This is a genomic window from Comamonas sp. MYb21 (assembly GCF_037479395.1).
In the GTDB taxonomy this organism is placed as follows: domain Bacteria; phylum Pseudomonadota; class Gammaproteobacteria; order Burkholderiales; family Burkholderiaceae_C; genus Comamonas.
Genome location: NZ_JBBGZC010000022.1, coordinates 35,047 through 46,577, shown reverse-complemented (window position 1 = coordinate 46,577; position 11,531 = coordinate 35,047). Strand labels below are relative to the sequence as shown.

General features: G+C 62.5%; 10 protein-coding genes. All 10 read left to right on the top strand.

Annotated elements, in window-relative coordinates; genetic code table 11:
- Positions 1-146: 146 nt before the first annotated feature.
- The 10 genes from WH367_RS24015 to WH367_RS23970 all read left to right on the top strand — a co-directional run bounded on the left by WH367_RS24015 (position 147) and on the right by WH367_RS23970 (position 11,332).
- Entirely contained in the window at positions 147-887 is a 741-nt protein-coding gene (locus WH367_RS24015) for a 16S rRNA pseudouridine(516) synthase (RefSeq protein ID WP_339537963.1), read from the top strand.
- Positions 888-1,051: 164 nt separating this feature from the next.
- Positions 1,052-1,987 (top strand): YVTN family beta-propeller repeat protein, encoded by a 936-nt coding sequence (locus WH367_RS24010; RefSeq protein ID WP_021024920.1) that lies wholly within the window; start codon positions 1,052-1,054, stop codon positions 1,985-1,987.
- 49 nt (positions 1,988-2,036) lie between these two features.
- Positions 2,037-2,858, top strand: coding sequence for a polysaccharide deacetylase family protein (locus WH367_RS24005; protein WP_339537962.1), 822 nt, complete (start codon positions 2,037-2,039; stop codon positions 2,856-2,858).
- Positions 2,859-2,925: 67 nt separating this feature from the next.
- Complete coding sequence (locus WH367_RS24000) at positions 2,926-3,945, top strand: sterol desaturase family protein (protein ID WP_021024918.1); 1,020 nt, start codon at positions 2,926-2,928, stop codon at positions 3,943-3,945.
- A gap of 82 nt (positions 3,946-4,027) precedes the next feature.
- A complete protein-coding gene (locus WH367_RS23995; RefSeq protein WP_339537961.1) occupies positions 4,028-4,936 on the top strand; it encodes an EI24 domain-containing protein in 909 nt (302 codons plus the stop codon).
- Between the two features lie 400 nt (positions 4,937-5,336).
- Positions 5,337-6,752 (top strand): type I glutamate--ammonia ligase, encoded by a 1,416-nt coding sequence (glnA, locus tag WH367_RS23990; RefSeq protein ID WP_116927832.1) that lies wholly within the window; start codon positions 5,337-5,339, stop codon positions 6,750-6,752.
- A 265-nt stretch (positions 6,753-7,017) separates the two neighbouring features.
- A complete protein-coding gene (locus WH367_RS23985; protein ID WP_339537960.1) occupies positions 7,018-7,545 on the top strand; it encodes a hypothetical protein in 528 nt (175 codons plus the stop codon).
- A 30-nt stretch (positions 7,546-7,575) separates the two neighbouring features.
- Positions 7,576-8,649 carry a nitrogen regulation protein NR(II) gene (glnL, locus tag WH367_RS23980; RefSeq protein WP_052329739.1) on the top strand — a complete coding sequence of 358 codons (1,074 nt, stop codon included), beginning with the start codon at positions 7,576-7,578 and terminating at the stop codon, positions 8,647-8,649.
- A gap of 68 nt (positions 8,650-8,717) precedes the next feature.
- On the top strand, positions 8,718-10,274 hold the full coding sequence (ntrC, locus tag WH367_RS23975) for a nitrogen regulation protein NR(I) (RefSeq protein WP_021025409.1): 1,557 nt from the start codon (positions 8,718-8,720) through the stop codon (positions 10,272-10,274).
- A 131-nt stretch (positions 10,275-10,405) separates the two neighbouring features.
- Positions 10,406-11,332 (top strand): hypothetical protein, encoded by a 927-nt coding sequence (locus tag WH367_RS23970; protein WP_339537959.1) that lies wholly within the window; start codon positions 10,406-10,408, stop codon positions 11,330-11,332.
- Positions 11,333-11,531: the final 199 nt, after the last annotated feature.

Genomic DNA, 11,531 nt, shown 5'->3' with positions numbered 1-11,531 from the left:
CGCGCCGATGATAGTGCGGATTCCCGTGTGAAAGTAGGTCATCGTCAGGCTTTTATACTGATCAACCCCTCTGCTCTACCGAGTAGAGGGGTTTTTCTTTTTATCTCGCTGCAGCAGCGGTCTGTGGCTGGCGTGAAGGGGTTGGGATGCAGTTGCAGGATATGTTGTATTCGCAGGGTTTTGGTGTGCGCCGCGTGTGCTCGGGCCTGGTGCAACAAGGCTGGGTGCAGTTGTGGGATGCACAGGCGAACGAATGGGTTGCGGAGACGGACTCGACCGCCGACATAGAGCCTGAAGGCCTGCGCTTCAAGGTTCAGGGCGTGGAGTGGGAATACCATGCGCTGGGCTATGTGCTGCTGAACAAGCCCGCCGGCACCGAGTGCTCGCAAAAGCCTTCGGCCTATCCCAGCATCTACAGCCTGCTGCCGGTGCCGCTGCGCACGCGCCCCAACAAGAACGCCATCCAGGGTTTGCAGGCCGTCGGCCGCCTGGACCAGGACACGACTGGCATGCTGCTGCTGAGCGACGACGGCCAGTTCATCCACCGCATGAGCTCGCCCAAGAAGCATGTGCCCAAGCGCTACCAGGTGACGGCCAAGCATGCGGTGACCGAGCAGCAGATCGAGCGTTTGTTGGCCGGTGTGGTCCTGGATGACGACCCCAAGCCAGTGAAGGCTGCGGCCTGCGTGAAGACGGGTGACAACACGCTGGATCTGACGCTGACCGAAGGCAAATACCACCAGGTCAAGCGCATGCTGGCAGCCGTCGGTAACCGGGTGGAGGGCCTGCACCGTGCGCAGATTGGTGGCCTGGTGCTGAGCGATGAGCTCAAGCCGGGCGAGTGGCGCTGGTTGACGGCCGACGAGCTGGCACTGCTCAAGCCCTGAGGGTTTTGGGCCTGCTGTAGCTTTGGCGCAAGTTCAACGATTATTTACATCGCCAATCGCCCCTGCGTCGTGCTGCAATTTATCGCGGGCGGCTACACTCGCTGCGTTACTAGTAGGAATCGCTTGTGAAGCCTTTCGTTTTTGCCCGTTCTCTGCTTGCGGTGATGGCCTTTGCCGCCACTGCGGTGCATGCTGCCAACCCCATTTTGGTGCTCAATTCGCTGGATGCCAGCATCAGCGTGATTGACCCCACGACCTGGAAAGAGGTCAAGCGCATTCCTACGGGCAAGGAGCCCCACCACCTGTACCTGACGCCGGACAGCAAGTCGGTGATCGTGGCCAATGCGACCGGTGACTCGCTGACCTTTGTCGATCCCAAGACGGCCGAGGTGCAGCGCGTGATTCAGGGCATCTCCGACCCCTACCATCTGCGTTTTTCGCCCGACATGAAGTGGTTTGTGACGGCGGCCAACCGCCTCAACCACATCGACATCTACCGCTGGGATGGGCAAGAGCCCAAGCTGGTCAAGCGCATTGCCACCGGCAAGACGCCCAGCCACCTGTGGATCGACAGCAAGAGCCGGACGATCTACTCGACCATGCAGGACAGCGATGAGCTGGTCGCGATCGACATCGCCACCCAGACCCTGAAATGGCGCACCAAGACGGGGCAGATGCCCGCCGATCTGTATGGCAGCCCGGACGACAAATTCGTTTTTGTCGCACTAACCGGCAGCGACGGCGTGCAGGTGTTTGATGTGAGCGGCGCAGAGCCCCAGCTGGTCAAGACCATCAAGACCGACAAGGGTGCACACGCCTTCCGCGCGACCGGCGATGGCCGCCATCTTTTTGTCAGCAACCGGGTGGCCAATACCATCAGCAAGCTCGACATGCTGAGCCAGACGGTCGTTGACCGCTATCCCGGCCCCAGCGGCCCTGACTGCATGGATGTGAGTCCGGATGGCCGCTATATCTACCTCAGCTCGCGCTGGGCGGGCAAGATGAGCGTGATCGATACGGTCGAGCGCAAGGTGGTCAACCAGGTGAAGGTGGGCAAGTCGCCGCATGGCATCTGGGTGCTGGACCACGCACCGCGCTAGTGCATGGTCCGTGCATTGTTGAGTCAGTAGCAGAGGGGATCTCCACGCCATGCGCAGCACATTTTTCTGGCTTCTGGCCGCAAGTTGGGGCAGCGCTGCTGCCTTTGCCCAGCCTGCTGCTGCAGTCACTGCGGCAGGCAGCTGCAGCAAGCCTGTCTATCTGACCTTGGACACCGGCCACATGGGCGTGGCCAACCAGATCGCCGACGTCTTGCGCAAGACGCAGGTGAAGGTGACCTTCTTTGCCGCCAATGAACGCACCAAGGAGGGCGATGGCAGTCTGGGTGACCACTGGGCCCCTTGGTGGCGCGCCCGCGCCGCAGAAGGCCATGCTTTTGCCTCGCACACCTGGGACCACACCTACTGGCGTGGCGACATCAAAGTGCCGGCAGGTGCTGCGCCCCGCTTCAAAGTGCAGCCGTCGCAAGGGCCGCAGGCGGGGCAGCGCTTTGAATGGACCGCTGCGCAGTACTGCGCGCAGATCCAGCTATCCGAAGACCGTCTGGCCAAGATCACCGGCGTCAAGCCTTTGCCGCTGTTCCGGGCTCCCGGCGGCAAGACCTCGCCCAGCCTGATTGCGGCGGCCAGGCGCTGCGGCTATGCCCATGTGGGCTGGTCGCCAGCGGGCTTTCTGGGCGATGAACTGCCCAGCGACAAGTACCCCAACCAGCAGTTGCTGGACAAGGCACTGCGCGACATCCGCCCCGGCGATATCTTGCTGGCCCACCTGGGCATCTGGGACCGCAAGGACCCCTGGGCGCCTGCCGTGCTGCAGCCCTTGATTGAAGGCTTGCAGGCCAAGGGATTTTGTTTTGCCACCTTGCGTGAGCACCCGCAGTACCAAGATTGGATTCGTCAGCATGGTGGCTGATAGCCCTTGCCGTAGCGCACACTGGCGGCTGCAGGGCTTGCGGCCCGCATAGAACTAATGGTTTGCCATGGAATTTCTCAGCACGCTTTTTGACAACGCACAGCAGTGGCTGTTTGAGCAGTTGCTGCAGCCGCTGCTGTTCAACCTCGGCCTGGCCAGCTATCTGGAAGATGGCTACACGGCAGCGGGCTGGTTCCTCGTGGGCTGCCTGCAGATCCTCGTCATGGTGCTGGTGATTGCGCCCTTGCAGCGCTGGCGGCCGGTCGAGGCCGTGACCGACCGGCATGCGATCCGTGTGGACATGCTCTACACCTTTATCCATCGCCTGGGCCTGTTCCGCCTGGCCTTGTTCTTTACCATCGATCCGCTGTGGGACATGGTGGTGGGGGCGCTGCGCGTGCGCGGCTTTGAGACCTGGCACCTCGATGCGCTGTGGCCTGGCGTGACCGACCTGGGCTGGGTCAGCCTGCTGATCTACCTGGTGGTGTTCGACTTTGTCGCGTACTGGATCCACCGGGGTCAGCACCAATTCGTCTGGTGGTGGCGCCTGCATGCCTTGCACCATTCGCAGCAGCAGATGACGATGTGGAGCGACAACCGCAACCACCTGCTCGATGACCTGGTGCATGACAGTATTCTGGTGTTTGTCGCCGTGTTGATCGGTGTCGCACCCAGCCAGTTTGTGGCGATTGTCGCGATCACCCAGCTGAGCGAAAGCCTGCAGCATGCCAATCTGCGCCTGTGGTTTGGCCGCCTGGGTGAGCGGCTGTGGATCAGCCCGCGTTTTCACCGCCGTCACCATGCGATCGGCATCGGCCATGAGTCGCCTGCCAACAATGCCGCGCCCAACACCGCTGTGAAAGCCGGCGAGGCTGCCCCGCGCACCCGCTTGGGGGGCTGCAATTTTGGTGTGCTGCTGCCATGGTGGGATATGCTTTTTGGCACCGCCAACTTTGAGCTACGCTATGACCCCACCGGCATCCGTGACCAGGTGCAGCCCAACCGGCAAGGGCAGCTGCGCGATTACGGGCGCGGCTTTTGGAGCCAGCAATGGCGTGGGGTACTGCGCCTTTTGGGCCGCGCCTAGGTGCGGCACACCCGCTTGATACCGAATCACTGAGCGGCCCGCCAGCCTGGCCACCCGCCCAGATACACAAGGAGTTCACCCCATGCCCCTCGCGTCTGCGGGCTCCCGCCTGATGTTTGATGCCTTCTGGCGTGCCGCCGCCTATTGTTTCCGGCCCCGGGTCATGCTGCTGTCGGTGCTGCCACTGGTGGTGATGCTGGTGGCCTTGGGTGGCTGGAGCTATTTTTACTGGTCGGGCGCCGTGGCGACGATGCAGCACTGGGTGGAGACGATTGGCTGGCTGCGCACGGTATTCAGCTGGTTTGGCAGCAGTGGCACCGAAGGTTTTGCGGCCGGCATTGCGCCCTTTGTGGTGCTGATCCTGATCACGCCGGTGGCAGCGGTGGTCGCGCTGCTGGTGATTGCGCTTTTGATGACGCCGGCCCTGGTCAACATGGTGACCGAGCAGCGCTTTGCCCGGCTGGAGAAGAAGCAGGGCATGGGCCTGGTCACCAGCGTGCTCTGGGCCTTGAGCACCTCGGCGGTGGCCATTGTGGCCTTTGTCGTCACCATGCCGCTGTGGCTGATCCCGCCTTTGGTGCTGATTGTGCCGCCCGTCATCTGGGGCTGGCTGACCTACCGCGTGATGAGTGTGGATGCCCTGGCCGAGCATGCCAGCAAGGCTGAGCGCGACACGCTGCTGCAGCGCCACCGCTGGCCGCTCTTGCTGATGGGCATCATCTCGGGCTACATCGGCATTGCGCCCAGCGTCGTCTGGGCCTCGGGCATGGTGTTCACCATTGGCTTTGTGGTGCTGATTCCCATCGCCGTGTGGATCTATGCCATCACCTTTGCGTTTTCCTCGCTGTGGTTCATCCACTTCTGCCTGGCCGCGCTGCAGCAGCTGCGGATCGAGAATGGCGACCTGGGCGCGCAGCCGCCGGTGGCGGAGCCGCTCGTGGCCGATACAACCGATGCCAGCTTGCTGGCCGATGGCACGGAGCCCAAGTAAAAACCTGTTCAAAAATGGAAGGGCGCGGAGCAGGGCATGTGCCAATGGGCTCGGCCTGTGCCTCAGCTGCCAATGCACCAATAAGGTGCGAAAATAGCTATTTTGGTGCATGTGCGCCATCCGCATAAAGCGCTGGTAGTTTTGCACCATCTTGGTGCTTGTGCGGCAATGCAGGCCCTGGTCTGCAGGGATCTGGGCCCTGGGCTGCAAAATCCTCGTCGTCCCTCGGAGGCCCAGGCCAAAAGCGCGGTACAGTCTGGCATTGGGCACAGTCCGGGTGCGGTCGCGTTCTGGCGGGCCCGCATTTTCTGGTCGGCATGGGCATGTCACAAAACTGGCACGTAAACTGCTTTAGTCTTGGCACAGCCCTTTTTATTCACGATTTTCTTTGGAGCATTAGATGGCCAAGAGCGTTGCAGATGTGATGAGCATGTTGGACGAGAACGAGGTCAAGTTCGTTGATCTGCGTTTCACCGACACCCGTGGCAAGGAACAGCACGTCACGGTGCCTATCTCGCACTTTGACGAAGACAAGTTCACCTCGGGCCACGCGTTTGATGGCTCCTCCATCGCTGGCTGGAAGGGTATTGAAGCATCCGACATGCTGCTGATGCCCGATCCCAACACCGCCAATATCGATCCGTTCTTTGACGAAACCACGATGTTCCTGCAGTGCGACGTGATCGAGCCCGGTGATGGCAAGGCCTATGACCGCGATCCACGTTCGGTGGCCAAGCGCGCAGAAGCCTACCTGAAGGCATCGGGCCTGGGCGATACCGCCTACTTTGGTCCAGAGCCAGAATTCTTCATCTTCGACGGCGTGCGTTGGAGCACCGAACCCAACAACCCGTTCTTCGACATCGAAGAATACGAAGCACCCTGGAACAGCGGCGCCAAGTTCGACAACGGCAACCGTGGTCACCGTCCACGCGTCAAGGGCGGCTACTTTCCTGTGCCTCCTGTTGACAGCACCCAGGACATGCGCGCTGAAATGTCGCTGCTGCTCGAATCGCTGGGCATCCCGGTCGAAGTGTTCCACCATGAAGTGGCGGGCGCTGGCCAGAACGAACTGGGCACCCGTTTCTCGACTCTGGTCGAGCGTGCGGACTGGACCCAGGTGCAAAAGTACGTGATCTGGAACGTGGCAGACACCTATGGCAAGACGGCAACCTTCATGCCTAAGCCATACTCGGGCGACAACGGCTCGGGCATGCACGTGCACCAGTCTGTGTGGAAAGACGGCAAGAACCTGTTCGCCGGTGACGGCTATGCCGGTCTGTCCGATTTCGCGCTGTACTACATCGGCGGCATCATCAAGCACGCTCGCGCGCTGAACGCCATCACCAACCCTGGCACCAACAGCTACAAGCGCCTGGTTCCTGGTTTCGAAGCGCCTGTGAAGCTGGCTTACTCGGCCAAGAACCGCTCGGCATCGATCCGTATTCCTTACGTGAGCAACCCCAAGGGCCGCCGCGTGGAAGCACGTTTCCCCGATCCCCTGATGAACCCCTACCTGGGCTTCGCAGCGCTGTTGATGGCCGGTCTGGACGGCGTGGAAAACAAGATCCATCCGGGTGAAGCCGCCACCAAGGATCTGTACCATCTGCCTCCAGAGGAAGACAAGCTGGTTCCTACCGTGTGCCACAGCCTGGACCAGGCTCTGGAAGCACTGGATGCCGACCGCGCGTTCCTGACCAAGGGCGGTGTGTTCAGCGACAGCATGCTGGATGCCTACATCGAGCTGAAGATGGGCGAAGTGACCCGCTTCCGCCAAGCCGTGCACCCTGTCGAATACGACATGTACTACTCGCTGTAAGGCCCTGCTGGCCAGGCCCTTGGGGCTTGGCTCTTTGGGTAAAACGGCCTGCCGACCTGCGAGGGTGGCAGGCCTTTTTTTATGCGTGCTCTCGGGGCAGGGGGCATGCCCGGACAGGGGTGAATCTGTAACAGCAGGAACTGTTCGGCATGATCGGCCTCCTTTGTAGCTACACTGCGGGTTGCAGAGAGGGGCCATCGTGCAAAGCCGGTAAAGGCTGTCACGGACATACGGGCTAAGTGGAGTGAACGGGCGAAACGGGGTTATGCATACAAAGTTGTTGTTTTTGATGGTGGCAGTGGCATGTGCGCAAGGCGCGGTGGCGCAGGATCGCATTTATCGCTGTGGCAATGAATACACCAACGATGTGGCCAAGGCGCGGCAAAAGGGCTGCGCCGTGGTTGAAGGCGCCAATGTCACCATCGTGCAAGGCACGCGCCCGCACGCGCCTGCTGCCAGCCCGGCGCCCGCCCCCAATGCCCCCGCAGCTGCCCCGCGCCCCGCGCGCGCGCCCGCTGCTGCCACCCCCGCGCCACGCTCCACCACGGCCGAAGGCCGCGCCCGCGATTCCGATGCGCGCCTCATCCTCGAGACCGAGCTGAAAAAGGCCCAGGACAAAAAGCTCGCCTTGGCGCGCGAGTACAACAACGGCGAGCCCGAGAAAAACGCCCTGGAGATGCGCAACCCTGCCTTCTACACCAAGCGCGTGTCCGATCTGAAGCAGGAAATCACGCGCAACGACAGCGATATCGCCGGCATCCAGCGTGAGCTCCAACGCCTGCCGGCCCCATAATCAAAACTTCTACCTTTTGGGGCATATCCCATGTCTGACCTCCGTGCCATGGATCGCGAATGGCAGGCGCTGGAACACATCGCCACCTTGGTCGCCGTGATACGGCTCGATGGCGCCGCTGTGCGGGTCAATGCGGCGCTGGAGAATGCGCTGGGCGTCTCGCGCAAAAGCATTCTGGGCCACTACTTTGGTGGATTTTTCCAGGACGATGAGCTGATCCACAAGGCCCTGGTCGATGCGCGGGCGCAGCGCTTTTCCTCGCTGCGCTTTGAGGCGCAATTGCGGCGCAGCCTGCAAGATGCCTTTCCCGTGCATGCCAACCTCTCCTGGTGGGAAGAGGAGGAGAGCATTCTGGTGGAGCTGTGGCCGCTGGAGCAGCAGGTGCGTCAGGACCGCGAGGAGCGTGTGCGCGAGCAGGCGCTGGCCAACAAGGAGCTGATCCGCAACCTTGCCCACGAGATCAAGAACCCGCTGGGCGGCATACGGGGTGCGGCCCAGCTGCTGGAGCTGGAGCTGCCCGATGCCCAGCTCAAGGAATACACCGACGTCATCATCCACGAGGCCGATCGCTTGCAGGCCCTGGTGGATCGCTTGCTCGCGCCGCACCGCCACCCGCACACGGTGGGGGATGTGAATATCCACGAGGTCTGCGAGCGCGTTTGCCAGTTGGTGCTGCTGGAGTACCCGCAGGGCCTGCGCATCGAGCGCGATTACGACACCTCGCTGCCCGAGATCCGAGGCGATCGCGAGCAGCTGATCCAGGCCTTGCTGAACATTGTGCAAAATGCTGCGCAGGTGCTGGTGCCGCAAATGGCCCAGGACAATGCGCGCATTACTTTGCGCACCCGCATTGCCCGGCAGCTGACCTTGGGCCGCAAGCGGCACAAGTTGGCACTGGAATTGCATGTCATCGACAACGGTCCTGGCATCGAGCCGGACATCAAGGAGCGGATCTTCTACCCCTTGGTGACCGGACGTGATGGTGGCACGGGCCTGGGTTTGCCGCTGGCGCAGACCTTCGTGCAGCGGCATGAAGGCCTGATTGAATGCGAGAGCGAGCCCGGGCGCACGGATTTCCGCATCATGCTGCCGTTGACAGACTAGGGGGCAGTTGGCTTCCCTTGCTGCAGGACCACGGTATGTAGAACTGTAAGGGTAGGGTGATAGCGACAATGAAACCAATCTGGATAGTGGATGATGACCCGTCGATCCGATTTGTACTGGAGAAGGCACTCGCCCGCGAGCAACTGCCCACGCGCAGCTTTGTGCATCCCAAGGAAGTACTCGAAGCCTTTGACAATGTGAGCGACCAGGCGCTGGCGCCGTCGGTGCTGGTCAGCGACATCCGCATGCCGGGCGGCAATGGCCTGCAGTTGCTCGAACAGGTGCACGAAGACCATCCGCAGCTACCGGTCATCATCATGACCGCGTACTCGGACCTGGACAGCGCTGTCTCGGCCTTCCAGCGCGGAGCCTTTGAATACCTGCCCAAGCCCTTTGACCTGCCCAAGGCCGTGGAGCTGATCAAGCGCGCCGTGCAGCAGAGCGAAAGCCAGGCGCCCGAGCTGTCGCAGGCCGCTGGCGGTGGAGAGATGCTGGGCCAGGCGCCTGCGATGCAGGATGTGTTCCGTGCCATTGGCCGGCTGTCGCAAAGCAATGTCACGGTGATGGTGACGGGCGAGTCTGGCTCGGGCAAGGAGCTGGTCGCGCGCGCGCTGCACAAGCATTCGCCGGTAGCGGGCGGCCCTTTTGTCGCCATCAACACTGCGGCCATCCCCAAGGATCTGCTTGAGAGCGAGCTGTTCGGCCATGAGCGCGGTGCCTTCACCGGCGCGCAGACCCAGCGCCGGGGCCGCTTTGAGCAGGCCGAGGGCGGTACCTTGTTCCTCGACGAAATCGGCGATATGCCGTTTGACCTGCAGACACGGCTGCTGCGCGTGCTGTCTGACGGGCATTTCTACCGTGTGGGCGGCCATGTGCCGGTTAAGTCGCATGTGCGGGTGATAGCGGCCACCCACCAGAACCTGGAAGACCGGGTGCACAAGGGCGTGTTCCGCGAGGACTTATTCCACCGCCTCAATGTGATCCGCCTGCGCCTGCCCCCGCTGCGCGAGCGCAAGGAAGACATTCCGATGCTGGCGCGGCATTTTCTGGCTGCCAGTGCCAAGCAACTGGGGGTGGAGCCCAAGCAGCTGTCGGAAGCGGCACTGGCCCAACTGGCCCAGTTTGCGTTCCCGGGCAATGTGCGGCAGCTGGAGAACATCTGCCACTGGATCACCGTCATGGCGCCCGCGCAATGGGTGTCCGTGCAGGATCTGCCACCGGAAGTGCTGCAGGCCACGCCTGCTGCGCCGCCGGTCACCCCCAGCCAGCCCAGCGCAGCGCAAGCCGTGCAGGCTGCGCCGCAAGAGCACAGCTACCGGCCCGCTGCCGCTGAGGTGCCAGCCAGCCTGCCTGCCGTGTCCATGCCCGTCCATGGCGTGCCCAATGGCGCAGCGCAGGGCGGCGATTGGGAGGGCGATCTGGCCCGCGAGGCCGATGTGCTGCTGCAATCGGGCAGCACCGAGGTCTGGGATGTGCTCAGCCGCCGCTTTGAATCGCAGCTGATCAAGAGTGCGCTGGCCGCTACCCATGGCCGCCGCATGGAAGCGGCCCAGCGCCTGGGCATTGGCCGCAACACCATCACGCGCAAGATCCAGGAGCTGGGGCTGTCGGCCAGCGATGATTGATGCGTAAGCGCGCCGATCTTTAGAAAAACCGCCGCCTTCCAAGGCGGCGGTTTCGCTGACAGAGGCCCGCCATCGATACGGTTTGAACCGTGCCACAATGGGCTATTCCTGTCTGTCCGGTGGTGCAATCCATGCAAAAGATGACTTCGGTGTTTTCGGCCCAGGCGTACCGCAATTCGCCCGAACGCATTGGCCGCCAGCGCTCGGCGCTGCTCAATAGCTTGCGGCTGGCAGCGTCGACCGCCAATGGCATGGCTCAGCTGGCGGGCGACGCGCTGCACAGCGCCATGGCCGGCGGCCTGCCGCCCAAGGCCAAGGCCCTGTGGGGCAACCCAGCGCGCGAAGACAGCTACTGGCGCAGCCACTACCAAAGCATGGATTTTTATGTGGCGGGCCAACCCTTCGAGGCCTACCGCCCGGCGCTGGCGCTGGGCTGGTATGCCGCGCAGCGTAACCCCTCGGGCTTTGATGCGCTGGCCACCCAACTGGAGGTGCAGTGGCAGCATGTGCGCGGCAGCAACCCCATGGACTGGCCCGAGGCGAGGACCATTGCACGCGCTGCCTATGACCATGCGATCAGCGGCCTGCAAGGCGAACAGCTGTCTGCCGCCCAGGTGCAGCACGCGGTGCGCGTGCTGCAGCACGGACTGGCCGATTGCGAGGAATGCCTGGTCGCGGGCAGCGAGCAAGCCCGGGCGATTGCGTTGCGCAGCCACCTGTATGCGCTGGCCGAGCAGTTCCGCGCCATGGACTGGCAGCTGCAGGATGTGCAGCTGCTACAGGCCGAGCCCAGCCCGCTGGTCGAGCGGCCAGGATTGAGCGCCGCTGGTCGCATGCACCGCCGCTGGACCGAGTTCAAGCAGCGCGCCAACCTCCACAGCGATCGCGACCTGATTGCCGAGTGCAACCTCAGCCTGGTGCTGGTGGCCGAGCGCTACCAGCGCGTGCTGGAATCGGCCTTGCCACTGGATGTGCGGCCGCTGCTGCAAGGCCAGGCGCAGCAGCTGCGCCGTTATACCGATGAGCTGCAGCATATGCAGGACGCCCGCGCGCGCTAGAGCGCGCATTCTGAATAAGCTGTTACAAGACGCCTATACGAAATCGGGCAGACTGCCTGTGAAGCCGCCCGCACTGCGCCGTAAGTTGCCTGGCAGCTTTGTAATATTTCCCGTGAATTGGGAAAAAATTACCATGTAGGCGCCCACTTTCTCAAGGCGTACGCGTTTACCCGTAAAAACTTGCGGCTACAATCGGGCC

Excerpts from the sequence above, each read along its gene's own strand:
- WH367_RS24015 (WP_339537963.1), top strand. The coding sequence starts at position 147 with ATGCAGTTGCAGGATATGTTGTATTCGCAGGGTTTTGGTGTGCGCCGC.
- WH367_RS24010 (WP_021024920.1), top strand. The coding sequence starts at position 1,052 with ATGGCCTTTGCCGCCACTGCGGTGCATGCTGCCAACCCCATTTTGGTG.
- WH367_RS24005 (WP_339537962.1), top strand. The coding sequence starts at position 2,037 with ATGCGCAGCACATTTTTCTGGCTTCTGGCCGCAAGTTGGGGCAGCGCT.
- WH367_RS24000 (WP_021024918.1), top strand. The coding sequence starts at position 2,926 with ATGGAATTTCTCAGCACGCTTTTTGACAACGCACAGCAGTGGCTGTTT.
- WH367_RS23995 (WP_339537961.1), top strand. The coding sequence starts at position 4,028 with ATGCCCCTCGCGTCTGCGGGCTCCCGCCTGATGTTTGATGCCTTCTGG.
- glnA (WP_116927832.1), top strand. The coding sequence starts at position 5,337 with ATGGCCAAGAGCGTTGCAGATGTGATGAGCATGTTGGACGAGAACGAG.
- WH367_RS23985 (WP_339537960.1), top strand. The coding sequence starts at position 7,018 with ATGCATACAAAGTTGTTGTTTTTGATGGTGGCAGTGGCATGTGCGCAA.
- glnL (WP_052329739.1), top strand. The coding sequence starts at position 7,576 with ATGTCTGACCTCCGTGCCATGGATCGCGAATGGCAGGCGCTGGAACAC.
- ntrC (WP_021025409.1), top strand. The coding sequence starts at position 8,718 with ATGAAACCAATCTGGATAGTGGATGATGACCCGTCGATCCGATTTGTA.
- WH367_RS23970 (WP_339537959.1), top strand. The coding sequence starts at position 10,406 with ATGCAAAAGATGACTTCGGTGTTTTCGGCCCAGGCGTACCGCAATTCG.